This window comes from Rhizobium sp. OAE497, from assembly GCF_040546565.1.
Taxonomy (GTDB): domain Bacteria; phylum Pseudomonadota; class Alphaproteobacteria; order Rhizobiales; family Rhizobiaceae; genus Rhizobium.
Genome location: NZ_JBEPOA010000001.1, coordinates 3,270,358 through 3,296,017, shown reverse-complemented (window position 1 = coordinate 3,296,017; position 25,660 = coordinate 3,270,358). Strand labels below are relative to the sequence as shown.

Here is a 25,660-nt window from a genome sequence, read left to right as displayed (position 1 = left end):
GTATTGGCCGGTCTGCCTGCCCTCTTGGGCTAACCCTGTCTGGAAAGGCAGTAGACCGAGGCGGGCGGCAGGTTCAGCTGCACGCGGCCGAGCATGCGCGCCTGCAGCCCGAGCGAGCGGAGAACGGGGGCCGGGACCGAGCATCGCTGGCCGTAGGTGAACTGATAGAAGCGGCCGCCCCGCGGCATCAGCGAGAAGGCGCCGGAGACGATCCCATGGATTGTCTCCTCACTCATGTTACGCAGCGGCAGGCCGCTGACGACGGCTGCGAAATCCTCGCGGTCCAGCTGATGCAGCCGCCGGGCGTCGTGCTGCAGGACGGTTGCCTGCGGAAAGCGGCGGCGCAGCAGATTGACGAAGCTGGTCTCGACCTCGACCAGCGTCAGGTTTCTTGGCGACATGCCGCGGGCGATCAGGGCCCGGGTGAAGATGCCTGTTCCCGGCCCGAGCTCGAGGACGGGACCCGCGGCGGGGTCGATCTCCGAGGTCATCAGACGCGCGAGGCCGGAGCCCGATGGCGCGATCGCTCCGACGGTTTTCGGCGCCGCGAACAGCGTCTTCAGAAAGGTTGCAAGGAAGGTTTTGGTCATCGTGAGCTCTCCGGGGCGTTTGCTGACGCCCGTCTTGGAGAGCTCACGTGATGTGGACATTGCGTGCGGCCTCAGACCACCGGAAAACTCATGGTGAAACGCGCGCCGCCGCCGGGCGCTTCCCCGGCGCACACTTCGCCACCGTGAAATTCGACGATCTCGCGGACGAGATGCAGGCCGAGACCGATGCCGGCGCGATCGGCGGACAGCCGCTGGAACGGCTCGAAGATCCGCTCGCGATCGGCAGGCGCGATGCCCGGGCCATCGTCCGCTACCGAGATTTCCGCCGGAACCGAGACGCGGATGCTGATGGCGCCGCGCCGCCCGCCATGGCGGATGGCATTCTGCACCAGGTTGGCGATGGCGCGCTCGATAGAGGATGGATCGGCCATGATCGTCTGCGGTTGCGACTGGACGTCGAAGTCCGCTTCGTATCCGGCTGCGACGATCAGCGGCGCGAGATCCGCCACCTGGCGTCTGGCGAGCGCGGCAAGATCGACCGGTTTCAGCTGTGCCGGTTCGCTGTTCAGCCTTTGCAGGTCGAGCAACTGTTCGGTGAGGGTCGCTAGCCGCGCGAGGTCTTCGAGGAGCTTTTCGGTGGCGGCGCTCCGCTCCATCGTTTCGATCCGCGTCTGCAGGATGGCGATCGGCGTGCGCAGCTCATGGGCGGCCGAGAGCATGAAGCGCTTCTGCCGAGTGTAGGCCTGTTCCAGACGCGTCAGGGTCTCGTTCATGGCGGTGACCAGCGGCGCGATCTCCGCTGGAACTGCGTCGAGCGGAAGGCGGTAATCGCGCTGCTCCGCGGTAATCCGCCCGGCAGCGGCTGCCAGGGTTTCCAGGTCGCGCGGTATGCTGCGCATCACAAGCAGCGTCACGGCCATGGTGATCAATCCGGTCAGCAGGATCGCAGGAAAGACCGCGCTTGAGGCCAGGGCGGTCAGTGTCAGCAGCAGCCGACCGGGCGGCAGGATGCCCTGGCGTCCCAGGATCACCGTCAGCGGACCGTGAGGGGTGTCGAGAACCTGCATTCTGGCAGCAATGGAATCGGCTTTCCGTTCGTCTCCATTGAAACGCGCTTCCGCGATGCCGGCGCCCATTGCGGCGATCGTCCTGAACTCGTCAGGAACTGCGCCTTCGGAAACGGTGCTTCCCGTGGCGTTGCGGGCGATGAACCAGAAGCCGGGCGCCGTCCGCTCCTTCTCCAGCTCCGCCGTGCTCCGGATCGTGAGCTCGCCCTTCTCGGACCAGGCGATCGACGAAGCGACATTGGCGATGGCGTCTTCATCCGGCGCAACGATGCCGACGAAGCCCATGCTCCAGAGGCCGAGAATAAAGGCCGCTCCCAGCGACAGGATGGTCAGGGCCTGTAGTGCGACGAGGCGCCGGATCAGCCGCCATTTCAGCGATGGGAAACGGCGGTTCATGGATGCGTCTGCCTGAGAAGGTGGCCGATGCCGCGGATCGTGTGGATATCGACACCGGCTTCGGCGGTTTCCAGCCGGCGGCGCAGGCGGGAGACATGCGTATCGAGCGCGTTCGACTGGATCTCGTCGTCGATGCCGTAGACCGCATTTTCCAGCACCGAGCGTTCGACGGTCCGACCGGCACGGCGCATCAGCGCTTCCAGCACCAGGAGCTCCCGGCGCGGCAGAACGAGCGGAATGCCGCGGACACTGGCCTCGCGGTTGAGGATATCGAATGTCAGTGCGCCGAGCTTCAGCGGTGCGGCTTCCAGCGTACCCGGCCGGCGAAGCACGGCGCGCAACCGTGCCATCAGTTCGGCGGTCGCAAAGGGTTTGGCGAGATAGTCGTCGGCGCCCTTGTCCAGGCCTTCGATCCGGTCGGCGAGATCGCCGCGGGCCGTTAGCATGATTGCCGGCGTGCTGGCGTTGAGGGTGGCGCTGCGGCACTGGCCGAGCAGCGACAGGCCGTCTCCATCCGGCAGGCTGCGATCGAGCACCAAGGCATCGTAGCGGTTGGATTTCAGTGCCTCGGCAGCGTCGGCCAGTGTCGCGACATGATCGACGACGAGGTCGTGGCTCTGCAGCGCCGCCGACAAAACGGCGGCAAGCTCGGCTTCGTCTTCGGCTAGCAGCAACCGCATGGTAATCTCCCTGCAGCGGCATGCCTGCCCAACATTGCGTGAACATGACGCGCGGTCAGCGATTTCGCGCATGTCAAACAAAAGCCCGTCCACGTCGCAAAAGAAACGTTGTGCCGCATTTGGATTTGCGATTTGTATTGCCACGAAGAAGAATGCCTGTCCCTGAAGGAGATGATGGCGGATGCGGAAATACTCGGTCTTTGCCGTTGCGAGAGAAGCCCTCCGAGCCCACAAGGGCTGGGAGAAGCAGTGGACCTCTCCGGAACCGCGCGCGGAATACGACGTCATCATCGTCGGCGGCGGCGGCCATGGTCTGGGCGCTGCCTATTACCTTGCCAAGGAGCACGGCATCACCAATGTCGCGGTGCTCGAGAAGGGCTGGCTCGGCGGCGGCAATACCGGCCGTAACACGACCATCATCCGCTCGAACTATCTCTATGAAGAGAGCATGCACATCTATGAGCATTCGATGAAGCTCTGGGAGAACCTCTCCCAGGACCTCAACTACAATGTGATGTACTCGCCGCGCGGCGTGATGATGCTCTCTCACAATGTACACGACCAGCAGTCCTTCAAGCGCCACATCCACGCGAACCGCCTCTATGGCATCGACAATGAGTGGCTGACGCCGGAGCAGGCCAAGGCCTATTGCCCGCCGCTCGATATCTCGGCGACGGCGCGTTACCCGATCAATGGCGCCGCCCTGCAGCGCCGCGGCGGCACGGCCCGTCACGATGCTGTTGCCTGGGGCTATGCCCGCGCTGCCTCCGATCGCGGCGTTCACATCATCCAGAATTGTGAAGTCACCGGCATCCGCCGCGACCCGGATGGGCGCGTCACCGGTGTCGAGACCAATCGCGGCTATATCGGCGCGAAGAAGATCGGCGTTTCCGCTGCCGGTCACTCGACCGTCGTCATGAACATGGCCGATGTCCGCGTGCCGCTGCAGTCGAGCCCGCTTCAGGCGCTGGTTTCAGAGCCGCTGAAGCCGATCTTCCCCTGCGTCGTGATGTCGAACACGGTGCACGCCTATATTTCGCAGTCGGACAAGGGCGAGCTCGTCATCGGCGCCGGTACGGACCAGTATAATTCCTACTCGCAGACCGGCGGCCTGCAGATCATCACGCATACGCTCGACGCGATCTGCGAGCTCTTCCCGATGTTCCGCCGCGTCAAGATGATGCGCCAGTGGGGCGGTATCGTCGACAACACGCCGGATCGTTCGGCGATCCAGTCGAAGACGCCGGTTCCGGGTCTTTATGTCAACTGCGGCTGGGGTACCGGCGGCTTCAAGGCGACGCCGGGTTCGGCGAACCTGTTTGCGCATCTCATCGCCCGCGATGAGCCGCACAAGTTCAATGCCGGGCTGACGCTGGATCGCTTCCGCACCGGCCGCCTGATCGACGAGGCAGCGGCTGCCGCCGTTGCGCACTGATGATTGCGGAGGTCCTCCTTTCGGCAGGACTTGTCATGGGGGCGGTGCCCGCTGGCAATGTCGTGCCGGAAGCCCAGGATTTCCGGCTTCAGAAGATCGAGCGGGCAGGGGGCGAGAAGGATTGGCCCTTTGTTGCAGATAGCGGGATGCTCGCCTGCGCTTTCGTTCTCCATCAGCCGGCGGTCTATTTCCTGCCGTCGGAGGGCGGTTCGAAGGAACGGGCCTACGTGATCGACACGGACTTATACGGAATGGCTTTCGCAAATATCGGAATAACGGATGTGCTGAAGCCCTACGACAATTTCGAGCAGCTGCTCAAACGGATCGGCCCCTATGTCGCGCTTGGCAGGCGGCTTTGCAATCAACCTCCCGGAACCATCGTGTCCGGATCGGAACTCTAAGACGGGTATCAAATGCTACTGATCTACTGCCCATATTGTCAGGAAGAGCGCTCCGAGCTCGAATTCCGCGGCGCCGGCGATGCGCATATCGCCCGCCCTACCGATATCGCCTCGATCTCCGATGAGGCTTTCGAGGAATATTTCTTCCTGCGCGACAACCCGAAGGGCCTGATCTTCGAGCGCTGGCGCCACATGCATGGCTGCGGCCGCTTCTTCAATGCGGCGCGCGACACGATCAGCGACAAATTCATCAAGACGTACAAGGCAGGCGAGCCGAAGCCGGATATCGGCGCGGCCACCATCCCGCACGCCCCCGTCGAAACCCAAGCGACCGAGGGAGACGCGAAATGAGCGGCGCAAACCGTATTGCCGGCAAGGGCCGCCTGACGCCTGCCAAGACCGCCCGTTTCACCTTCGACGGCAAGAGCTATACCGCGCTTGAAGGCGATACCGTCGCCTCGGCGCTGATTGCCAACGGCATTCACCTCGTCGGCCGCTCGTTCAAGTATCACCGTCCGCGCGGCATCCTGTCGGCCGGTGCGGAAGAGCCGAATGCGCTGATCGACGTTGCCCGCGATAGCGCCCGCAAGCAGCCGAACGTGCGTGCCACGGTTCAGGAAATCTTCGACGGCATGATCGTCAAGTCGCAGAACCGCTTTCCGTCGCTCGCCTTCGACATCGGCGGCGTCAACAATCTGATGTCGCCTTTCTTCGCGGCTGGCTTCTACTACAAGACCTTCATGTGGCCGAAGGCTGCGTGGAAGCACATCTACGAGCCGATGATCCGCCGTGCGGCTGGTCTCGGCGTTGCGCCGACCGAAGCCGATCCCGATCACTATGCCAGCCGCTATGCGCATTGCGACGTGCTGGTTGCCGGTGCCGGCGTTGCCGGTCTTTCGGCGGCTCTTGCGGCTGCTGAAGCTGGCGCCAGCGTGATCATCGTGGACGAGCAGGCGGATGTCGGCGGCGCGCTGCGCTACGACAGCGGCGTGAAGATCGACGGCGTCGACGGTTACACCTGGGCGCAGCAGACAGCCGCCAAGTTGCGCGCGATGGACAATGTCCAGGTGCTGACCCGCACCACCGCCTTCGGCTACTACAACCACAATTTCATCGCGCTTGCCGAGCGCGTGACCGACCATATGGCCAAGCCCGGCCGCGATCTGCCCCGCGAACGTCTGTGGCAGGTGCGTGCCAAGCGCGTCATCCTCGCCAACGGCTCGATCGAGCGCCACATGGTGTTCGCCAACAACGACCGTCCAGGCATCATGCTGGCTTCCGCCGCCCGCATGTATCTCAACCAGTACGGCGTCGCCGTCGGCGCCAAGGTTGGCGTCTATACGGCGCATGACTCGGCATATGAAGCGGCCTTCGATCTGAAGCGCGCCGGTGTGGCGATTGCCGCGATCGTCGATTGCCGTCCGCAGCCGGGTGCCGCTGTTCTCGCCGAGGCACGTTCGCTCGGCATCGAAGTGCTGACCGGCCATGCCGTCATCGACACGGCGGGCAAGCTGCGCGTCTCCTCGATGAGCGTCGTGCGCAATGGCGGCGGTTCGCCGCGCAAGATCGCCATCGATGCGCTGCTGGTTTCGGCCGGCTGGACGCCGTCGGTGCATCTGTTCTCGCAGTCGCGCGGCAAGGTGAAGTTCGAGCCGGAAACCGAGCGTTTCCTGCCCGGCACCTATGCCCAGGAGTGCCTCTCTGTCGGCGCCTGCAACGGTACGGACGATCTGCAGCAGACGATCGAGGAGTCGCTGGCTGCCGGTGAACTGATGGCACAGGCTTCGGGGAAGCAGGCGAGCGGCAAGATTAGCATCTCCGCCGAGCAGGCGTTCCAGTGGACGGGCGGCATGATCGGCGCTGCCGAGGGTGCGGGTCCGGAGACCAGCGCCAAGGCTTTCATCGACTTCCAGCACGATGTCTGCGCCAAGGATATCCGCCTCGCGGTTCGCGAAGGCATGCATTCGATCGAGCACATCAAGCGCTTCACGACGAACGGCATGGCTTCCGACCAGGGCAAGCTGTCCAACATGCACGGCCTGGCGATCGCCGCCGAAATGCTGGGCAAGGACATTCCGCAGGTGGGTCTCACGACCTTCCGCGCACCGTACACGCCGGTCACCTACGGAACGCTGATTGCGCATTCGCGCGGCGAGCTGTTCGATCCGACGCGCAAGACGCCGCTCCACCAGTGGGAAGAGGCCCAGGGCGCCGTGTTCGAGGACGTCGGCAACTGGAAGCGTGCCTGGTTCTATCCGCGTGCAGGCGAAACCATGCATCAGGCCGTTGCGCGTGAGTGCAAGACGGCGCGTGACGTCGCTGGTGTCTTCGACGCTTCGACCCTCGGCAAGATCGAGGTGGTCGGTCCCGATGCGGCCCAGTTCATGAACCTGATGTATACCAACGCCTGGGACACGCTGAAGCCCGGCAAGTGCCGCTACGGCATCATGACACGCGAAGACGGCTTCGTTTACGACGACGGCGTCGTCGGCCGCCTCAGCGAGGATCGCTTCCATGTGACGACGACAACAGGCGGTGCGCCGCGCGTTCTCAACCACATGGAAGATTATCTGCAGACCGAGTTCCCGCATCTGAACGTCTGGCTGACCTCGGTCACCGAACAATGGGCGGTTATCGCGGTTCAGGGTCCGAAGGCGCGCGAGATCATCGCTCCGCTCGTCGAAGGCGTCGATATTTCCAACGAAGCCTTCCCGCACATGAGCGTTGCCGAGTGCAAGGTCATGGGCGTTCCGGCCCGTCTGTTCCGCGTCTCGTTCACCGGTGAGGCCGGTTTCGAAATCAATGTTCCTGCCGATTATGGCCAGGCCGTTCTCGAAGCGGTCTGGGCCAATGCCGAGCCGCTCGGCGCCTGCGCCTACGGCACCGAGACGATGCACGTGCTGCGCGCCGAGAAGGGCTACATCATCGTCGGTCAGGATACCGACGGCACGGTGACGCCTGACGATGCCGGTCTTTCCTGGGCCGTGTCCAAGAAGAAGACCGACTTCGTCGGTATCCGCGGCCTGAAGCGCATCGACCTGACGAAGGAAGGCCGCAAGCAGCTGGTCGGGCTCGTCACCAAGGATCCGAAGGTCGTTCTGGAAGAAGGCGCGCAGGTCGTCGCCAATCCGAACGAGCCGAAGCCGATGACGATGCTCGGCCACGTGACCTCGTCCTACTGGTCGGAAAATTGCGGCCGTTCGATCGCTTTCGCGCTTGTTGCCGGTGGCCGTGCGCGGATGGGCGAGACGCTCTACATCCCGATGCCGGACAAGACGATCGCCGTCGAGGTGACTGACATGGTGTTCTTTGACAAGGAAGGAGGCCGGATCAATGGCTGAGACCGCAACCCGTAGATCCGTTCTCGCCGGCCGTCAGGGCGGCTCCTGGGCCGTGCGCCTGACACCCGCTGCAAGCGCCACCCGCGTTGCGCTGCGCGCGCCGCAGGCTTCGCTTTCGGCCCTGTCTTCGGCGCTCGGCGTCACCATCCCGAACGCACCGAAGACCTCCGGCCGTGCCAGTGGTCGCTCGGTTCTCTGGATCGGGCCGGACGAATGGCTGGTCATCGACGAGAATGGCGGCGACCTGATGGGCGCGCTTGCCGGTGCAGGCGTGCTGCATTCGGCAACCGATGTCTCGCACCGCAATGTCGGCATCATCGTCTCTGGCCCGGGCGCCGAACTGGCGCTCGCCTCCGGCTGCCCGCAGGACCTGTCGCTTGCGGCTTTCCCGGTTGGCGCCTGCTCGCGCACCATCTTCGGCAAAGCCGAGATCGTCATCCTCCGCACCGAGGACGATACGTTCCGCGTCGAGTGCTGGCGCTCCTTCGCCGACTTCGTCTTCGGCCTGCTCGCCGACGGCGCGGAAGACGCGGCGCACTAGCGAATTAGCAGGCAATGACATCCAGGTAGCCGGAGTCGGCTATCTGGATGATGGTGGCGTCTCTGGTGACGATCGGAATTTTCTTCATTCGGGCGGTGGCAATCAGATAGCAATCGCCGGGGTCTTTGTGCCTGGTCTCTGCGACGACATCTGCAGCGCCGGCTGCGATACGCTCGCCTATCGGGATGATCCTGGCTCCTGTTTCCCGAATTGCGGCGTGAAACCATTTTGCCCCAGTCAATTCTCCCAGCTGCGGCGCATTGGTCTGCTTTCGGGTAGCGAGTGAAATTTCCCACGCTGTGATCGGTGAAACGTAGAGCTTCCCCACCTGCTGACTCTCGCCGATCGCCACGAGTGCTTCAGCTTCTAACTCAGCAGCGCCACTGACTAGCCAATATAGTGTGTGAGTGTCGAGCAGCACTCCGCGCAAGCGTGTTCAAACCTTATTTCTGTTTCTTGAGTGCTTGCGAGGCGATAGGTTTCGTAAGGTCGATGCCCTTGCGGATAGCCGGTGTCTGGCCCTTAAGCGCACCAGCGCCGCGGACCGTGACGAACTGTCCGGTCTTACCGTTGCGGACTATGACAGTCGATTGCTGCGGTGCTTTGCTCATGACCTCAACATAATACGACTTTGCCGCGATTGCGAGAGGTTAGAAATTGCCTCGCTGGCGTCAATCGGCCGTAGGCCGATCCTTCGGATCAAACTGTGCGATGGTAATCCACGTCGCGGTCAGTGCCGGCTTCTTCTCGTTTTCGATTTCCACCGTCACTTCATAGGTCGTCATCATCATCGCTGCGCCGCGCAGGCGGGCGTCGGCGAGGGTGAAGCGGGCGCGGATGCGGGCGCCGCACTTGACCGGCGACATGAAGCGGATCTTGTCGAAGCCGTAGTTGATGCCCATCGTCTGTTCGCGGATCTTCGGCAGGGCGTCGAAATTCATGGCCGAGAGCAGCGAGAGCGTCAGAAAGCCGTGGGCGATTGTTCCGCCATAGGGGCTCTCGGCGGCGGCGCGTTCCGGATCGGTATGGATGAACTGGTGATCGTTGGTGGCGCCGGCGAAGGCGTCGATCATCGTCTGGTCGACCGTGATCCAGTCGGACACGCCGGTCTCGGTGCCGACGAGACCCATCACGTCGGCGAGTGCAATTTCCTTACCCATTCAGTCCTCGTCAAAACGGCCGCAGGCGTGAAGCCTTATCGCGCCTTTGTGACGTTTGCGACAAGGATTCGCCGGGGATGGCCGGGAAGCCTAATTTTCCAGATAGAACATAGCGCTGCGGGCGGGAAGGGTTACCGCCGGGGCCACTTTTTTGCTGCCCGAGCGGCTGAGCTCGCGCCATCCGGATCCGGCCGGTAGCGTGAAGGGAAGCGGATCGTTCGAGCGGTTGAAGACGATGGCGAGCCGGACGATCTTGCGCGCGGTTCCGTCCCGGGTCGCGAGCATCATGCCGAAGGAGGTTAGGTTCGGTGTTTCCCATTCGCCCGTGGTCATCGGTTGTCCCGAGGGAGAGAGCCAGGCGACATCGCCGTTGCCGGTGAAGAAGTTGCTTTCGGAGAAGACGGAGAAGCGTTTCCTGAGGCCGGAGACGAAGGCCGTGTGGGCGATCAGTTCGTCGTCCAGGGCCTTCCAGTCGACCCAGGTGATCTCGTTGTCCTGGCAATAGGCGTTGTTGTTGCCGCGCTGGGTGCGGCCGCCTTCGTCGCCTGCCGTCAGCATGATGCTGCCGCGGCTGGCGAAGAGCGTGGCGATCAGCGCCATCAGGTCGGCGCGGCGTCTGGCGTTGATATCCGGATACTTCGTCTCCCCCTCGACGCCGTTGTTCCACGAGTGGTTCTCGTTGTGGCCGTCGCGGTTGGCCTCGCCATTCGCCTCGTTGTGCTTGCCGTTATAGGAGACGAGGTCTTTCAGCGTGAAGCCGTCATGGGCGGCGAGGAAATTGACGCTGCGGGTCGCCTGCCGGCCATCGCGGCCGAAAATGTCGGAGGAGCCGGCGAGCGCCGTTGCGAGCGGCCCGGTCTTCCAGTCGTCGCCGCGCCAGTAGCAGCGGATGTCGTCGCGGACGCGGTCGTTCCATTCCAGGAAGGGCGCAGAGAAATTGCCGAGCTGGTAGCCGCCGGGGCCGATATCCCAGGGTTCGGCGATCATGACGCGGTCGGCAAGGACCTCGTCGGCGAGGAGCGCGGTCAGCGTCTGGCCGCGGCCTTCGAAGCCGTTGGCGGTCCGGCCGAGGACCGGCGCCAGATCGAAGCGAAAGCCATCGATGCCGGCGCCGAGTACGAAATGGCGGAGGCTGTCGATGATCAGCTGGCGGACATAGGGGTGGTCGCAGGCAACGGTGTTGCCGGTTCCGGTGTCGTTGACGAGTTCGCCGTTGCGGCCGGGCAGGTGGTGGTAGAAGGAGAGGTTGTCCAGACCGCGCAGCGACAGCGTCGTGCCATAGCGGTCGCTCTCGCCGGTATGGTTGAAGACGAGGTCGAGGATGACGGCGATGCCTTCGGCATGCAGCTTGGCGACCGTATCTCTGAGCTCGGCCATGCCGCCAGGGCAGAGGCGCGGATCGAGCGCCATGAAGGCGACCGGATTATAACCCCAGCCATTGGTGAGATTGAGCGGCGGCAGATGGCGCTCGTCGATCCAGGCGGTGATCGGCATCAGCTCGATCGCATCGACGCCGATCCGCTTCAGGTGGGCGATGATCGAGGGATGGGCCAGCGCCGCCACCGTGCCGCGCTGCTTTTCGGGTACATCGGGATGAAGGATCGTGAAGGGTTTGACCGCCACTTCGTAGATGAAGCCGCCGGGCCGGAAAAGCGGCTTGCCGGGCTTTGCCTTCTGATCGCGGGTGACGATCGCCTTCGGCATCAGATCCTGGGTGTCTTCGCCCAAGATGCCGAGGCGCGGATCGTGCTTGAACGGCCGGTCCAGCTCCTTGGCATAGGGGTCGACGAGGAGTTTCGACGGGTCGAACCAGAGGCCGTTGTCAGGCGAATAGATGCCATCGGCGCGCAGGCCGTAGCGCGCGCCCTCCTTCAGGTTGTCGACGAAGAGGCGGTGGAAGTGGCCGTCCTCGCGCGCCATGGGCAGGCGCGCGACTTCCTTGTTGCCGCTCTTGTCGAAAAGGCAGAGCTGGATCTCTGCGGCGTGGTGCGACCAGACTGTGAACTCGACGCCGGTTTCGAAAAGAACGGCGCCGCCTTGTGCCCTGTTGTCTGCCCGCATGTGCCCCCGGTCAGGTGATGACGGAAGGTGCGTCCCGGCCCGTGCGCTTGCGGATGTCGGCGATGGCCTCCGCGGCGGCGATCAGGTCGGCCAGCGCCTCCTGCGTTTCGATATTGTGCCGGCTCGAATCCGGCTCGTAACGCTCGATATAGACGCGCAGGGTTGCGCCAGACGTACCAGTACCAGAAAGACGGAAGACGACGCGCGAGCCGCCCTTGAAGAGGATGCGGATGCCCTGATGCTCGCTGACCGACTTGTCGACCGGATCGTGATAGGCAAAGTCGTCCGCCTTCTCGACCGTCAGGCTGCCGAAGCTCTTGCCCGGCAGCGTTGGAAGCTGGGCGCGCAGATTGTCGATCAGGCCGTTTGCGGCATCGGTATCGACGCCTTCGTAGTCGTGGCGCGAATAGTAATTGCGGCCGTAGGTCTGCCAGTGCTGGGTGACGACGTCCTGGACGCTTTCGCCACGGACGGCGAGGATGTTCAGCCACAGCAGCACGGCCCAGAGACCGTCCTTCTCGCGGACATGGTTCGAACCGGTGCCGGCACTTTCCTCACCACAGATCGTCGCCATGCCGGCGTCGAGCAGGTTGCCGAAGAACTTCCAGCCGGTCGGGGTCTCGTAGATGCCGATGCCGCGCTTTTCGGCGACGCGGTCGGCGGCACCCGAGGTCGGCATGGAGCGGGCGATGCCGGCGAGGCCGCCGGAATAGCCGGGCGCCAGGTTGGCGTTGGCAGCAAGGATCGCAAGGCTATCGGACGGGGTGACGAAGATGCCGCGGCCGACGATCAGGTTGCGGTCGCCGTCGCCGTCGGAGGCTGCGCCGAAATCAGGGGCGTCGTCGCCCATCATCTCGTCGTAGAGTTCCTTGCAGTGAACCGGGTTCGGGTCCGGGTGGTGGCCGCCGAAATCGGGCAGCGGCATGAAATTGCGCACGGAACCGAGCGGCGCGCCGAGACGGTTTTCGAAGATTTCCTTGGCATAGGGGCCGGTGACGGCGCTCATTGCATCGAAGGCGATGCGGAAGCCGAGGCTGATCAGGTTGCGAATGGCGCCGAAATCGAACAGCTCTTCCATCATCGCGGCATAGTCTTCGACCGAGTCGATGATCGAGAGGATCATGCCGCCCGGAAGCTCTTCCTTGCCGATGCGGTCGATATTGACGTCGGAGAAGTCGGCGATCTTGTAGCTGTCGATCACCTTGGTTCGCGCATAGATCGCGTCGGTGATCTTTTCAGGGGCCGGGCCGCCATTGCTGACATTGTACTTGATGCCGAAATCTTCGGTCGGGCCGCCGGGATTGTGGCTGGCAGACAGGATGATGCCGCCGAAGGCCTTGTACTTGCGGATGATATGCGATGCGGCAGGCGTCGAGAGAATGCCGCCCTTGCCGACGATGACCTTGCCGAAGCCGTTTGCGGCGGCGAGCTTGATCGCCTTCTGGATGACTTCGCGGTTGTAGTAGCGTCCGTCACCACCGATGACGAGGCTCTTGCCCTGGTAGCCTTCCAGCGAATCAAAGATCGACTGGATGAAGTTCTCAGCATAGTTCGGCTGCTGGAAGACCGGGACCTTCTTGCGGAGACCCGAGGTGCCGGGTTTCTGATCCTGGTAGGGCGTGGTGGATACGGACTTGTTCATTTTCTGTCACTTGCCTTTCGGGGCGAGGCTTGAATACAGGGCAGCGTAGCGTTCGGCGCTCTTCTCCCACGAGACATCCGATTTCATGCCCTGCTTTTGCAGTTGGGTCCAGACTTTTTGATCCGCATAGAGTGTCATCGCGCGGCGGATGGCCTGTAGCATACCCTCAGCCGTGACGGGAGAAAACTGTATTCCTGTCGCAACTTTAGCCGCAAGCGCGGCATGGTTAGCATCGATTACCGTGTCGTTGAGACCACCGGTGCGGGCGACGATCGGCACGCAGCCGTAGCGCAGGCCATAGAGCTGCGTCAGGCCGCAAGGCTCGAATCGCGAGGGGATGATGATCGCGTCGCAGCCGGCCTGCATCAGGTGGGACATCGGCTCGTTATAGCCGATCGAGATGCCGATGCGGCCGGGATGACGGGCGGCGGCGGCGAGCAGCGAGCCTTCGAGCGCCGGATCGCCGGAGCCGAGAATGGCGAGCTTGCCGCCGAGCGCGACGATCTGATCGGCCGTCGCGGCGATCAGGTCCATGCCCTTCTGCCAGGTCAGGCGGCTGATGATGCAGAAGATCGGCGCATCGTCGTCATGCAGGCGGAAGAATTCGGAGATCGACTTGCGATTCTCGGCGCGGTTTTTCAGCGTCGCCGGACCGTAATGGGTGTGGACGACTGGGTCGGTCGCCGGGTTCCAGATATCGGCGTCGATACCGTTGACGATGCCGTGCAGCGCGTCGCGGCGCGGCGGCTGGCGATGACGCCCTCGAGACCCATGCCGAATTCCGGCATCAGGATTTCGTCCGCATAGGAAGGGCTGACCGTCGTGATCGCCCAGGAAGTCTGCAGGCCGCCCTTGAGATAGCCGATATGGCCGTAATATTCGATGCTCTCGGTCGAGAAGGCATGCGGCGGCAGGCGAAGACCGGGGAAGATCTCGGCGCCGAACTGGCCCTGGAAGGCGATGTTGTGGACGGTGAGAACGCTCGGCAGTTCCGGCGTCGGGTAGTAGCGCATGTAGACGGGGGTGAGTGCCGCCTGCCAGTCATGGGCATGGACGAGATCAGGACGCCAGTCGGGCATCAGGCCCGCGGCGATCTCGGCGCCTGCCAGAGACAGGGCGGCAAAGCGCCGCCAGTTGTCAGTATAGTCCTTGCCGGTCTGGTCGAGATAGGGACCGCCGGGACGATCGTAATAAGCGGGGGCATCGAGCACGAGGATATCGAGACCCTCGTGCTGCACTTCCAGAACCGTCGCGGGTTCTCCCAGGAGATCATCGAACTGCAGGCGGACGACGGGATCGCGAATGGCCCGCATGACGGCGGGATAGCCGGGCATGAGGGTCTTCGTCTCGATACCGAACCGCTTGAGAGCGATGGGCAGGGCGCCCGCCACATCGGCGAGCCCCCCTGTTTTGATCAAAGGGAAGACTTCGGACGAAACCGAAAGAACTTTCATATGTTTAAAGATCCAACTTATCGATCATGGGCTGCGTGATCAGGCAAATACCGCTGTCAGTCCGCCGGAAGCGCTTGGCATCGAGCACCGGATCCTCACCGACAACGAGGCCTTCCGGAATGACGACGCCATGATCGATCACGACGTTCTTAAGCTGGGCGCGGCGGCCGATCTTGACGCTCGGCAGAACGACCGCGCCTTCCAGTTTCGAATAGGAATTAGCGCGAACGCCGGTGAAGAGAAGGCTCTTGTTGAGGCTGGCGCCCGAAATGATGCAATCGCCGGCGACAACCGAGGAGGTTGCCGAGCCGCGGCGGTTCTCGTCGTCATGGACGAATTTTGCCGGCGGGGTGATCTCGGCATAGGTCCAGATCGGCCAGGACTTGTCGTAGATATCGAGATCGGGAACGATTGCCGTCAGGTCGATATTGGCCTGCCAGTAGGCCTCGATCGTTCCGACGTCGCGCCAGTAGGGCTCGTTTTCGAAGTCGGAACGAACGCAGGACTGGGCGAAGCGGTGGGCGACGGCCTTACCGTTCTTGACGATATAGGGGATGATGTCCTTGCCGAAGTCCTTGCTGGAATTCGGATCGGCGGCATCGCGCCGCAAGGCATCGATCAGGAACTTCGTGTGGAACACATAGATGCCCATCGAAGCGAAGGAGCTGTCCGGCTTGCCGGGGATCGATGGCGGATCGGCGGGCTTCTCGACGAAGTCGATGATCCGGTCGGTCTCGTCGACATGGACGACGCCGAAGCCGGTTGCTTCCATGCGCGGCACTTCCAGGCAGCCGATAGTGACGTCGGCGCCGGAATCGACATGCTGCTGCAGCATGTATTCGTAGTCCATCTTGTAGACGTGGTCGCCGGCAAGGATGACCATGTACTCGACGCCGTAATCCTGGATGATGTCGATGTTCTGATAGACGGCGTCGGCCGTGCCTTCATACCACTGCGTTTCCGAAACGCGTTGGGAGGCCGGCAGGATATCAAAGCTCTCGTTGCGTTCCGGGCGGAAGAAGTTCCAGCCGCGCTGCATGTGGCGGATCAGCGAGTGTGCCTTGTACTGCGTGGCGACGCCGATGCGGCGAATACCGGAGTTCAGGGCGTTGGACAGCGCGAAATCGATGATGCGCGCCTTGCCGCCGAAATAGACCGCAGGCTTGGCTCGGCGGTCGGTGAGTTCCTTCAGGCGGCTTCCTCTACCGCCGGCCAGAACGTAAGCCATTGCATCACGGGCAAGTGGCTGAATGCGCTTCTCTACCATAGTCTACTCCTCCCACCAGTCTTCAAGTCTCAGGTTCAAGCATGATCGTCGCCAGCGGCGGCAAAGTGATCGTGGCGGCGATGGTGCCACCGGCATTGACGGCTTGCACGCGCCCGCCATTGCCCTTGCCGCTGCCGCCATAGATATCGGCATCCGTATTGAGGATTTCGCGCCAGCGCCCCTCGAAAGGCAGGCGGATCGAGTAGTTCTCGCGGTAAACAGGGGTGAAGTTGGTGATGACGGCCACCGGCTTCTGATCCGGCGCCTTGCGCAGCCATGCGAAGACCGAGTTCTCGTGATCGTCGGCGATCAGCCATTCGAAGCCTTCGCCCTCGCAATCGCGGGCATGAAGTGCAGGCTTCGAGCGGTAGGTGAGGTTGAGATCGCGCACCAGGCGGCGCATGCCTTCATGCATGCGGTATTGCAGCAGGTTCCAGTCGAGCGAGGTCGCCTCGCTCCATTCACTCCACTGGGCGAATTCCTGCCCCATGAACAGCAGCTTCTTGCCGGGATAGCCCCACATGAAGGCGTAATAGGCGCGCAGGTTTGCGAATTTCTGCCAGTCGTCGCCCGGCATCTTGGCGATCAGCGATCCCTTGCCGTGGACGACTTCGTCATGCGACAGCGGCAGGACGAAGTTTTCCGAATAGGCGTAGAGCAGGCCGAAGGTGAGCTCGTTGTGATGGTGGCGGCGATGAATCGGATCGCGCTTCATGTAGCTCAGCGTGTCGTGCATGAAGCCCATGTTCCACTTGAAGCCGAAGCCGAGGCCGCCTTCATGCACGGGTTGCGAGACCTTCGGCCATGACGTCGATTCCTCGGCAATGGTCATGACGCCGGGGTGTTCCCCGTAGATGCGCATGTTCATGTCCTGCAGGAAGCGCACGGCCTCAAGGTTTTCGTTGCCGCCGTATTCGTTCGGGATCCATTCGCCGTGTTTGCGCGAATAGTCGAGATAGAGCATCGAGGCGACGGCATCGACGCGCAGGCCGTCGAGATGGAATTTTTCGGCCCAGTAGAGCGCGTTGTTGACGAGATAGGAGAGGACCTCGGTGCGGCCGAAATTGTAGATCGCCGTGTTCCAGTCTGGATGGAAACCCTTACGGGGATCCTCATGCTCGTAGAGCGCCGTGCCGTCGAACCAGCCGAGACCGTGCTCGTCGGTCGGGAAATGCGCCGGTACCCAGTCGAGGATGACGCCGATGCCGACCTTATGGCAGCCGTTGACGAAGCGGGCGAAACCTTCCGGCTCGCCGAAGCGGGCGCTTGGCGAATAGAGACCCGTCGTCTGGTAGCCCCAGGAGGGGTCGTAGGGATGTTCGGTGATCGGCAGGAATTCGATATGGGTGAAGCCCATGTCCGTGACATAGGGGATCAGCGTATTGGCGAGCTCGTCCCAGGACAGGAACGTGCCGTCCTGGCGCCGCTGCCAGGAGCCAGCATGGACCTCGTAGATGGAGATCGGCTGGCGGCGCTTGTCGGTCTCGCGCCAGTGCTTGAGATGGGCGGCATCCTCCCATTCCTGCAGAAGCTCCGGCGCGGTAACCGAGGCGGTCTTCGGGCGCAGCTCGCTGCGGCGGGCAAAGGGGTCGGCCTTCAGCGGCAGGAGCACGCCGTCATTGCCGCGGATCTCGAACTTGTAGGGCACGCCGGTCGGCACATCAGGGGCGAAGATTTCCCAGATGCCAGCGCCGGAGCGGAAGCGCATGACGTGGCGGCGGCCATCCCAATTGTTGAAATCGCCGACGACGGAGACACGCTGCGCGTTCGGCGCCCAGACGGCGAAGTGGATGCCCTGTGCCCCCTCATGCTTGATCCAGTGGGCACCCATCTTGTCGAAAAGGCGCAGATGCGAGCCTTCGCGGACGTAATAATCGTCCATCGGGCCGAGGACGGGGCCGAAGCTGTAAGGATCGGTGACCGCCCATTCCGCATCGCCCTTGCGGGCGCGATAGCGGACCGGCTGCTGCTTGGTGAGCTTCACCGGGCCGGCGAAGAAGCCGTCCGGGTGAAGCTGTGTCAGTTCGCCGATGACAGTGCCATCGAGCGACATGGCGGTGACTTCTTCCGCACCCGGAATGAAGCAGCGGGCGGCATAGCTGTCACCCGCCTGATGCACGCCGAGCGCGGCAAAAGGATTTGCATGCGAGCCAGCGAGAATCGCCGCGATTTCGTCTGCCGAAATTTCCCAGGGACGCTTTACCTCAGGGGTGGCTTTCGGCGTTTTCATCCGGCTCTCCAGATCTCGTCGGCATATTGCCGGATCGTGCGGTCAGACGAGAACCAGCCCATCCGTGCCGTGTTGTTGATCGTCTTGGTGTACCAGGACGACTGGTTGTTCCAGATCTGGTCGACCTCGCGCTGGGCAGCGGCATAGGCGTCGAAATCGGCGGCGACCATGAACCAGTCGTGCGAGTAGATGCCGTCGATCAGCTGGGTGTAGCGGTTGCGGTCGTCAGGCGAGAAGACGCCGCCGGCGATCGAAGCGAGCGCCTGAGACAGCTCGCGCGATCTCTCGATGATTTCGCGCGGATTGTGGCCGTCGCTACGCACCTTCGCCACTTCATCGGCCTGCAGGCCGAAGATGACGATGTTGTCGTCGCCGACATTGTCGCGCATTTCGACATTTGCGCCATCAAGCGTGCCGATGGTCAGCGCGCCGTTCAGCGCAAACTTCATGTTGCCGGTGCCGGAGGCTTCCATGCCGGCCGTCGAGATCTGCTCGGAAAGGTCGGCTGCGGGAACCATCACTTCGGCCAGCGAGACGTTGTAGTTCGGCACGAAGACGACCTTCAGGAGGCCGCGTACGGCCGGGTCGTTGTTGACCGTGCGGGCAACATCGTTGATCAGTTTGATGATCAGCTTGGCATTGTGATAGCTCGGCGCTGCCTTGCCGGCGAAGAGTTTTACGCGCGGCGTCCAGTCCATTTCCGGATGCGAGCGGATCTGGTCGTAGAGCGCCACGGCTTCGATGACGTTCAGCAGCTGGCGCTTGTATTCGTGGATGCGCTTGATCTGGATGTCGAACATCGCCGACGGATCGAGCTTTACGCCCATGCGGCTGGCAACGAGATTGGACAGCGCCACCTTGTTGGCGCGCTTCACGGCGGCGAACTTCTGCTGGAAAGCCGGATCGCTCGCGAATCTATCGAGCGGCTTCAGCTTCTCGGCGTCGTCCATGAACTCGTCGCCGATCGCTTCGCGGATCAGGCCCGTCAGCCCCGGATTGCACTGCTGCAGCCAGCGGCGCGGCGTGATGCCGTTGGTCTTGTTATTGATGCGGTCAGGATAGAGCTTGTGCAGATCGGCGAAGACCGTGACCTTCATCAGATCGGTATGCAGCGCCGAGACGCCGTTGATCGAATGCGAACCGACGAAGGCGAGGTTGCCCATGCGCACGCGGCGATCGCCGCTTTCGTCGATCAGCGAGATCGAGCGGATTTCGGTGTCGGAGAAGTTCTTCTCGCGGCGCGCCTCGACCAGAACCTTGGCATTGATCGCATAGATCAGCTGCATGTGGCGCGGCAGCAGGCGCTCGAAGAGCGGGATCGGCCAGGTTTCCAGCGCTTCCGGCAGCAGGGTGTGGTTGGTGTAGGAGATCGTGCGGCGGACGATATCGAAGGCGGTTTCGAAATCGAGGCCGTGTACGTCGCAGAGCAGGCGGGTGAGCTCGGCCACCGAGACCGCCGGGTGCGTGTCGTTCAGCTGGATCGCCACTTTGTCCGGCAGCGAGGTGAAATCCTCATACTGCTGCAGGTGGCGGCGCAGGATGTCCTGGAGTGAAGCGGACGAGAAGAAGAATTCCTGGCGCAGGCGCAGCTCCTGACCGGCGGGCGTCGCATCCGCCGGATAGAGGACGCGCGTCAGGCTTTCGGCCTTGTTGCTCTCGCGCAGCGCGCCGATATGGTCGCCGGCGTTGAAGGCGTCGAGCAGGATCGGGTCGATCGGCTGGGCCGACCAGAGGCGGAGCGTGTTGACGCGCTTGCCGCGCCAGCCGACCACAGGCGTGTCGAAGGCGGCAGCGATGACGCGCTCGGCGGGCTTCCAGACGTAGCGCGGTTCGCCATCGTGATCGCCGACGACTTCCACAGCGCCACCGAAGCCGATTTCATAGGCGCTTTCGCGGCGCTCGAATTCCCAGGGATTGCCGTGGGCGAGCCAGCTTTCCGGCAGCTCCACCTGCCAGCCGTCGGCCAGCTGCTGGCGGAACAGGCCGTGGACATAGCGGATGCCGTAGCCATAAGCGGGGACATCGACGGTCGCCATGGATTCCATGAAACAGGCGGCGAGACGGCCAAGGCCGCCGTTGCCGAGTGCGGCATCGGGCTCAAGGCCGGCAATGACGTTGATATCGACGCCGAGAGAGGTCAGCGCATCGCGCACCTCTTCCATCAGGCCGAGATTGGAGACGGCATCGCGCATCAGGCGGCCGATGAGGAACTCGAGGGATAGATAGTAAACGCGCTTGTCGCCCGTGGCGTAAACCTTGCGCGTGGAGTCCATCCATTTGTCGATGATGCGGTCGCGTACAACGAGGATCGTGGCGGTCAGCCAGTCATGCGGCTTGGCGACTTTGGCATCCTTGCCGATGCGGTATGTGAGGCGCTCAATAATTTCTTCTGCAAGAATTTCAGGCCGGGAGCTGCGAGGAGCGGGGGAGGGGATGGTCGGCTTGGAAGCTGTGTTCATCGTCAGGTCTCGCCAATTTTGATTGGATTTCAGTATGTTATGCCTGAGGTAATCGCTTTGTCACACACACGAATACTGTCAGTTTATGCACCGTTACCAAGCACTTGCAACAGCCGATTTAACCAAAGCAAAAATTTGCGAAACCTTCACATTCCCCTTCGCCCCGGGACTTGATTTCAATCGATTTTCCCGATTTGATACAGAGGATTAGCAGACAACGAAAAGCCGCCCCGGTTTGTTCCGGAGCGGCTTTTGTTTTGGGAGGATTTGGGCGGGTTAGTTGGTCAGAAGAGTTTTGTCTTTGCCAGTGTCTTCGCCGATTTTCTGGAAGGCATCGAGAAGATCCTTCATGCTCTCCGCCTTGAAGTAAAACCCTGTTCCGCTTGAGCATGCTTCCAAGAGTTTTTGACCTGCGTCAGGCGCCATGAATGCGATCGAGTAAATCTTGATGCCGTCGGTCTTTGCACTGGTGCATGTCTTCAAGGTCGAGGTATCCGATGAGGAGGCGTTGTTCTCGCCGTCTGTCATGAAAACGATGTACTTCGTCAGGCTGGTATTTCCTGCAGCCTTCTGAATTTCGGTTTCCGACTGCGAATTCGTGGTTATCAGATCCTCATAGGCCTTTTTCATTGGCGCGGCGGACTCTGTGTTACCACCTGCCGACATCGTGTTGATCACCTGTGTTCGGGTTTTGGCCGTCCCCCAAGAAAAGGCGTTGGAGTCCTGGATAGTGCCGCTCCAGGCTATCGCATTTGTTCTAACAAACTTGGCCTTGGGATCTGCTTCGTCCAGTTCGTCAAGCAGCAAGTTGGACGCGCTCTTCAAGGCGTCAATTTTCTTCACATAGCAAGGGCTGATATTACCGATCGACCTGCCGCTGGTGTTGTACTGTTGGCAAGATGTGGTCGGGACGATTTTTGTTCCGGTATTCGCGAGCATCGAGCCCGATTCATCCAGTACCAGCGTCATGGACACTGCGCTGCGAAATTGATTGACACCGCTCGTCGTCGTGCTTCCTGCCGCAACGTTGAAAGTGCTGTAGCCGAAGACCTTCGACAGCGGCGTCGTCGTCAGCGCGTAGTTGCTGTTGACATTGATTTTGTAACTCGTGCCATTTGATGTCACTGTTGTCTGAACATCCACAACGAGTGATTGTTTGATCGCCGCGACGGTTGCCTGATCGACAAAGTTAGACATTTGTCCGGCGACAAAATCCTTCGCCAGGGCCTTCGCCTCGTCGGCATTGGCCACTTTGCCATTTTTGAGTGCTGTCGCTGCCGCGAGCGCCGCAGAATCGGAGGCTTCTTGCAGTTGCCTTTGCGAAACGACGATATTCGAGACATCGATGGCGAGACTAGCGGCTCCAACGAGAACCGGAAGGACGATCGCGGTCACCATGCCAAAATTACCGGAGCGATCGCGAAGCAGGGCGGATGCCTCGGAGAGCAAAGTCGAAATGGGAGACATCATGTCACCTGCAATGGGGTTGAGTTAACATGACGGTTTACAGCCCGATTGTTACCGTACTCCTTAAGGTAAAACCTAAAATTGAATGCAACTCACGATTTCGGCACAGAACTTATGTGTATCAATGCATTATTGATATTGAAGCGGGAATATTCGTGACGTCTGCCCATTAATATCTATGGCACAGGCCGTTGCGCTTCACTGCTTCAGCGGCACCACATCCACCGCCTGCACCGCCCGCTGGCCGCCATAGCTCTTGAGCACGCCGATCACCGGCGCCACATCGCTGTAGTCGCGGCCGTAGGCGACGACGATGTGGTCGGTGCTGGCGGGGATGTTGTTGGTGGGGTCAAGCTCGACCCAGCCGAGCGTCTTGCCGCACCAGACGCGGACCCAGGCATGCATGGCATCGGCGCCTTCGAGGCGTTCCTTGCCGGGCGGGGGGATGGTGCGCAGGAAGCCCGACACATAACCGGCGGGGATGCCGAGGCTGCGCAGCGCCAGGATCATCACATGAGAGAAATCCTGGCAGACGCCGCACTTCAGCTCGAAGGCATCGAGCGGCGTCGAGTCCACCGAGGTTGCCTCGGTGTCATAGGTGAAATCCTTGTTGATACGGGCGCAGACAGCCGTGGCGATCTGCAGCACGGTGCGTGAGGCGTCCGCGCTTTCGCGGGCGTAGTCGGAGATCGCCCTGGTCTCGCTGAGGCGCGGGCTGTCGCCCAGAAAATGGTGGGGCGATTCCGGGTCGAGCGACCAGATGGCTGCGACTTCTCCGGGCAAGCCCGTCAGCATCGGCGAGAAGTCGGCGGCGATCGAATGGCTTTCCACCTGCACGCGGGCCTGCATGCGGATATCCAGCGTCTCGTGCGGCGAGCGCAGCAGGAAGGATGTGGAGGGATGGCGGAAGAAATCGGTGAAATGCGATTGCTCGTCGGGTGACGGCGAAATGGTGATCGAGCCGGCGATCAGCCGCTGGCGGTCGGGCAGCGACAGCGGCATCAGCCGCATGATATGGCGGGCGCCGGAGGCTGGGCTGTCGTAGATATATCCCATATGGAGCGAGAGGTCGTAGAGCACGGCGTCACCCCAGATAGGTCTGTGCGAGCAGATCGGAGAGCGCTTCGAGTTCGCGCTCCAGCTTCTTGTAGACCTCGACGCTCATCGTCTCCGGCGTCATCACGGCGAGGCCGGAATGCAGGCGCATCGCCTCGCGGTAGAAGGGCGACATCTGGCCGTTGATGAAGGCATTCGGCAGCTGCTCGACTTCGCGGTGGATCTCGTTCATCTGGAAGAGGATCGAGCGCGGGTTCAGCGGGTCGAGCGCCAGCAGGTCGGTCACCGTCAGCCGGGCGGTATTGACGTTGTAGCGGCGGCGGTGGGTCATGACGCTGTCGCCGATCTCGAGCAGCATGTCGAGCGCGCCATCGGGTGCATCGGGGCCGGACATGTGGCTGAGCAGCCGGGTCAGATGGAGGCCACGCTCGATATAGCGGCCGAGCGACAGGAAGCGCCAGCCGGTGAAGCGGTACATGTTTTCGTGGACCAGACCGGCAAAGCCCGCGAGCTTGCGGAGCAGGATGGTCATCGCATGGCTGGCGTCGTCGCCGGCGGCCACCGTCATGCGGAAGCGGCGGGCGGTCTTGGCCAGATCGTTCAGTGCCAGCCAGCCATCGGGCGAGAAGCGGTCGCGGATATTGCTGGCGGAATAGACGGCGCTGTCGATATTGCGCAGCAGCGTTTCCGGCACCGGTTCCTCTGTGTCGATATCAAGTGCCGCCAGATATTCCGAGACGTCGGCGAGCAGCGGCTGGTTCGGATCGGCGGCCTCGGCATAGCGGGCGTGCCACGCGCGCAGGATGCGCAGCGCGCCTTCCGCCCGCTCGATGTAACGGCCGAGCCAGAAGAGGTTGTCCGCCGCGCGGCTCGGCAGGCTGCCCGGCATGTTGCGGGTGAAGCTGCCTTCGGCCGGCAGAAGTGTGTGGCGCTCGACCGGCTTGTCGCTGACGATCCAGACGTCGGCGGCAGCACCGCCGGATTGCATGGCGATCGCCTCGACATCGTCGCTGGCGCCGATGCGGGCGAAACCGCCGGGCATGATCTGCCAGCCGTTCGCGGTGCGGGCGGCGAAGACGCGCAGCGACATCGGCCGCGGCGTGAGCTTGCCGTCGACCCAGGCGGGCGTGGTCGAGAGCGTCACGACTTCCTGGCCGACGAGCTTCGGGCCGTCGCTGCCAAGCCAATCGGAAATCGAATCCTTCGCGGTGGCGCGCAGCGAGGAGCCGAGCACGGACTCGCCGTTGTCGTCGAAGAACGGAGCGCGGGAGAAGGCCGGGCCGATCACCATCTTCTCGATATTGCCCGCGACATGTTCCTGCTCGCCCTTCTGGCCGCACCACCAGGTGGCGATCGAGGGCAGGCGCAGGTCTTCACCGAGCAGGCGGCGACAGATGGTCGGCATGAATGCGAGCAGCGCGCGGGTTTCGAGAATGCCGGTACCGAGGCCGTTGACGATGGTCACCGTCTCGGCGCGCAGCGCATCGAGCAGGCCGGGCGTGCCGATATGCGAATTCTGGTTCAGCTCCAGCGGGTCGGCATAGGCGGAATCGAGACGGCGCCAGAGCACGCCGATCGGCTTGAGGCCGGCAACGGTGCGCACCATGATACGGCCGTTGACGACCGTCAGGTCCTCGCCCTCGAGCAGCATGAAGCCGAGATAGCGGGCGATATAGGCGTGTTCGTAATAGGTCTCGTTCGCGGGGCCTGGCGTGAGAACCGCGATGCGGTCGTCGCCCGAATGCTTCATCGTCTGCAGCGTATCGCGGAAGGCGCCGAAGAAGGAGGCGAGGCGGTGCACCGGCGTTTCGGCATAGACATCCGAGAAGGCGCGGGTGGTGGCCACGCGGTTTTCCAGCGCGAAGCCGGCGCCCGACGGCGCCTGCGTCCTGTCGGCGAGCACCCACCAGTTTCCGTCAGGGCCGCGGCCGATTTCGAAGGCACAGAAATGCAGGTAGTGGCCGTTCGCCGGTTTGACGCCGACGAGCGGGCGCTGGAATTCCGGGTTGGAAGCGATCAGGCCGGGCGGCACGAAACCTTCCTGGACGAGGGAATTGTTGCCATAGATATCGGCGACGATCGCTTCCAGGAGATCGGCGCGCTGCACGAGACCGGCCGACAGCTGCTGCCATTCGCGCTCGTCGATCAGGACCGGGATGTGCGAGAGCGGCCAAGAGCGCTCGCCGGTGCCCTTGTTGCCATAGGCGCGGTAAAAGACGCCGGCGTCGCGCAGATAGCGGTCGGCGCGGGCAAAGCGTTCGGCAAGCTCGGGTTTCGGCACGCGGCCGAAGGCGGAGAGGAAGCGCTGCCAGACCGGGCGGATGGCGCCGTTGTTGTCGACCATCTCGTCGGCAACGCCGGGCAATGGCGAATAATCGAGGATCGCATCGTTGCCGCTGCGGTTCTCGACTGCCTTGCGTTCTGTTGCCGGTTTCTTGCCCATTAAAACCTA

General features: G+C 62.5%; 18 protein-coding genes and 1 pseudogene. 5 read left to right on the top strand and 14 right to left on the bottom strand.

What is annotated here, in order from left to right:
* Positions 1–29: 29 nt before the first annotated feature.
* From ABIE40_RS16550 to ABIE40_RS16540, 3 genes are all read right to left on the bottom strand, one after another.
* The gene (locus tag ABIE40_RS16550) at positions 30–590 is read right to left on the bottom strand and encodes a class I SAM-dependent methyltransferase (RefSeq protein WP_199628968.1); all 561 of its coding nucleotides are present in this window, start codon (positions 588–590) and stop codon (positions 30–32) included.
* Positions 591–661: 71 nt separating this feature from the next.
* Positions 662–2,014, bottom strand: a complete 1,353-nt coding sequence (locus tag ABIE40_RS16545; RefSeq protein WP_199628969.1) for a sensor histidine kinase — start codon at positions 2,012–2,014, stop codon at positions 662–664.
* Positions 2,011–2,694, bottom strand: a complete 684-nt coding sequence (locus ABIE40_RS16540) for a response regulator transcription factor (RefSeq protein WP_199628970.1) — start codon at positions 2,692–2,694, stop codon at positions 2,011–2,013. The genes ABIE40_RS16545 and ABIE40_RS16540 overlap by 4 nt, the downstream gene beginning before the upstream one ends.
* Positions 2,695–2,875: 181 nt before the next feature.
* On the opposite strand from ABIE40_RS16540, the gene ABIE40_RS16535 reads away from it, so the two are divergent.
* From ABIE40_RS16535 to soxG, 5 genes are read left to right on the top strand one after another with little or no spacing between them, the layout of a single operon-like run.
* Positions 2,876–4,129: a sarcosine oxidase subunit beta family protein gene (locus tag ABIE40_RS16535; RefSeq protein WP_199628971.1), complete on the top strand. Its 1,254-nt coding sequence runs from the start codon at positions 2,876–2,878 to the stop codon at positions 4,127–4,129.
* Positions 4,129–4,530 carry a hypothetical protein gene (locus ABIE40_RS16530; RefSeq protein ID WP_199628972.1) on the top strand — a complete coding sequence of 134 codons (402 nt, stop codon included), beginning with the start codon at positions 4,129–4,131 and terminating at the stop codon, positions 4,528–4,530. The genes ABIE40_RS16535 and ABIE40_RS16530 overlap by 1 nt, the downstream gene beginning before the upstream one ends.
* 12 nt (positions 4,531–4,542) lie before the next feature.
* Positions 4,543–4,881, top strand: coding sequence for a sarcosine oxidase subunit delta (locus tag ABIE40_RS16525; protein WP_130282178.1), 339 nt, complete (start codon positions 4,543–4,545; stop codon positions 4,879–4,881).
* Positions 4,878–7,871, top strand: a complete 2,994-nt coding sequence (locus tag ABIE40_RS16520) for a sarcosine oxidase subunit alpha (RefSeq protein WP_199628973.1) — start codon at positions 4,878–4,880, stop codon at positions 7,869–7,871. Before ABIE40_RS16525 ends, ABIE40_RS16520 begins: the two co-directional genes overlap by 4 nt.
* A complete protein-coding gene (gene soxG, locus ABIE40_RS16515) occupies positions 7,864–8,412 on the top strand; it encodes a sarcosine oxidase subunit gamma family protein (protein WP_199628974.1) in 549 nt (182 codons plus the stop codon). Before ABIE40_RS16520 ends, soxG begins: the two co-directional genes overlap by 8 nt.
* Before the next feature lie 4 nt (positions 8,413–8,416).
* On the opposite strand, the gene ABIE40_RS16510 is transcribed toward soxG, so the two are convergent.
* From ABIE40_RS16510 to ABIE40_RS16460, 11 genes and pseudogenes are all read right to left on the bottom strand, one after another.
* On the bottom strand, positions 8,417–8,833 hold the full coding sequence (locus tag ABIE40_RS16510) for a type II toxin-antitoxin system VapC family toxin (protein WP_199628975.1): 417 nt from the start codon (positions 8,831–8,833) through the stop codon (positions 8,417–8,419).
* Between the two features lie 250 nt (positions 8,834–9,083).
* Entirely contained in the window at positions 9,084–9,572 is a 489-nt protein-coding gene (locus tag ABIE40_RS16505) for a MaoC family dehydratase (RefSeq protein WP_199628976.1), read from the bottom strand.
* A gap of 90 nt (positions 9,573–9,662) precedes the next feature.
* Positions 9,663–11,633, bottom strand: coding sequence for a glycogen debranching protein GlgX (gene glgX / locus ABIE40_RS16500; protein ID WP_199628977.1), 1,971 nt, complete (start codon positions 11,631–11,633; stop codon positions 9,663–9,665).
* 10 nt (positions 11,634–11,643) lie between these two features.
* A complete protein-coding gene (locus tag ABIE40_RS16495; RefSeq protein WP_199628978.1) occupies positions 11,644–13,275 on the bottom strand; it encodes an alpha-D-glucose phosphate-specific phosphoglucomutase in 1,632 nt (543 codons plus the stop codon).
* Between the two features lie 6 nt (positions 13,276–13,281).
* Positions 13,282–14,729: pseudogene (gene glgA, locus ABIE40_RS16490) on the bottom strand (glycogen synthase GlgA).
* Positions 14,730–14,733: 4 nt separating this feature from the next.
* Entirely contained in the window at positions 14,734–15,996 is a 1,263-nt protein-coding gene (gene glgC / locus ABIE40_RS16485) for a glucose-1-phosphate adenylyltransferase (RefSeq protein WP_199628980.1), read from the bottom strand.
* A gap of 22 nt (positions 15,997–16,018) precedes the next feature.
* Complete coding sequence (gene glgB / locus ABIE40_RS16480) at positions 16,019–18,226, bottom strand: 1,4-alpha-glucan branching protein GlgB (RefSeq protein ID WP_199628981.1); 2,208 nt, start codon at positions 18,224–18,226, stop codon at positions 16,019–16,021.
* Entirely contained in the window at positions 18,223–20,685 is a 2,463-nt protein-coding gene (locus tag ABIE40_RS16475) for a glycogen/starch/alpha-glucan phosphorylase (RefSeq protein ID WP_199628982.1), read from the bottom strand. Before ABIE40_RS16475 ends, glgB begins: the two co-directional genes overlap by 4 nt.
* A gap of 276 nt (positions 20,686–20,961) precedes the next feature.
* Positions 20,962–22,155: a vWA domain-containing protein gene (locus ABIE40_RS16470; RefSeq protein WP_354541043.1), complete on the bottom strand. Its 1,194-nt coding sequence runs from the start codon at positions 22,153–22,155 to the stop codon at positions 20,962–20,964.
* 195 nt (positions 22,156–22,350) lie between these two features.
* Positions 22,351–23,232 carry a transglutaminase family protein gene (locus ABIE40_RS16465; protein WP_354541042.1) on the bottom strand — a complete coding sequence of 294 codons (882 nt, stop codon included), beginning with the start codon at positions 23,230–23,232 and terminating at the stop codon, positions 22,351–22,353.
* Between the two features lie 4 nt (positions 23,233–23,236).
* Positions 23,237–25,651: a circularly permuted type 2 ATP-grasp protein gene (locus ABIE40_RS16460; protein WP_130282158.1), complete on the bottom strand. Its 2,415-nt coding sequence runs from the start codon at positions 25,649–25,651 to the stop codon at positions 23,237–23,239.
* Between the last annotated feature and the right edge of the window lie 9 nt (positions 25,652–25,660).

Excerpts from the sequence above, each read along its gene's own strand:
- ABIE40_RS16550 (WP_199628968.1), bottom strand. The coding sequence starts at position 590 with ATGACCAAAACCTTCCTTGCAACCTTTCTGAAGACGCTGTTCGCGGCG.
- ABIE40_RS16545 (WP_199628969.1), bottom strand. The coding sequence starts at position 2,014 with ATGAACCGCCGTTTCCCATCGCTGAAATGGCGGCTGATCCGGCGCCTC.
- ABIE40_RS16540 (WP_199628970.1), bottom strand. The coding sequence starts at position 2,694 with ATGCGGTTGCTGCTAGCCGAAGACGAAGCCGAGCTTGCCGCCGTTTTG.
- ABIE40_RS16535 (WP_199628971.1), top strand. The coding sequence starts at position 2,876 with ATGCGGAAATACTCGGTCTTTGCCGTTGCGAGAGAAGCCCTCCGAGCC.
- ABIE40_RS16530 (WP_199628972.1), top strand. The coding sequence starts at position 4,129 with ATGATTGCGGAGGTCCTCCTTTCGGCAGGACTTGTCATGGGGGCGGTG.
- ABIE40_RS16525 (WP_130282178.1), top strand. The coding sequence starts at position 4,543 with ATGCTACTGATCTACTGCCCATATTGTCAGGAAGAGCGCTCCGAGCTC.
- ABIE40_RS16520 (WP_199628973.1), top strand. The coding sequence starts at position 4,878 with ATGAGCGGCGCAAACCGTATTGCCGGCAAGGGCCGCCTGACGCCTGCC.
- soxG (WP_199628974.1), top strand. The coding sequence starts at position 7,864 with ATGGCTGAGACCGCAACCCGTAGATCCGTTCTCGCCGGCCGTCAGGGC.
- ABIE40_RS16505 (WP_199628976.1), bottom strand. The coding sequence starts at position 9,572 with ATGGGTAAGGAAATTGCACTCGCCGACGTGATGGGTCTCGTCGGCACC.
- glgX (WP_199628977.1), bottom strand. The coding sequence starts at position 11,633 with ATGCGGGCAGACAACAGGGCACAAGGCGGCGCCGTTCTTTTCGAAACC.
- ABIE40_RS16495 (WP_199628978.1), bottom strand. The coding sequence starts at position 13,275 with ATGAACAAGTCCGTATCCACCACGCCCTACCAGGATCAGAAACCCGGC.
- glgC (WP_199628980.1), bottom strand. The coding sequence starts at position 15,996 with ATGGTAGAGAAGCGCATTCAGCCACTTGCCCGTGATGCAATGGCTTAC.
- glgB (WP_199628981.1), bottom strand. The coding sequence starts at position 18,226 with ATGAAAACGCCGAAAGCCACCCCTGAGGTAAAGCGTCCCTGGGAAATT.
- ABIE40_RS16475 (WP_199628982.1), bottom strand. The coding sequence starts at position 20,685 with ATGAACACAGCTTCCAAGCCGACCATCCCCTCCCCCGCTCCTCGCAGC.
- ABIE40_RS16470 (WP_354541043.1), bottom strand. The coding sequence starts at position 22,155 with ATGATGTCTCCCATTTCGACTTTGCTCTCCGAGGCATCCGCCCTGCTT.
- ABIE40_RS16460 (WP_130282158.1), bottom strand. The coding sequence starts at position 25,651 with ATGGGCAAGAAACCGGCAACAGAACGCAAGGCAGTCGAGAACCGCAGC.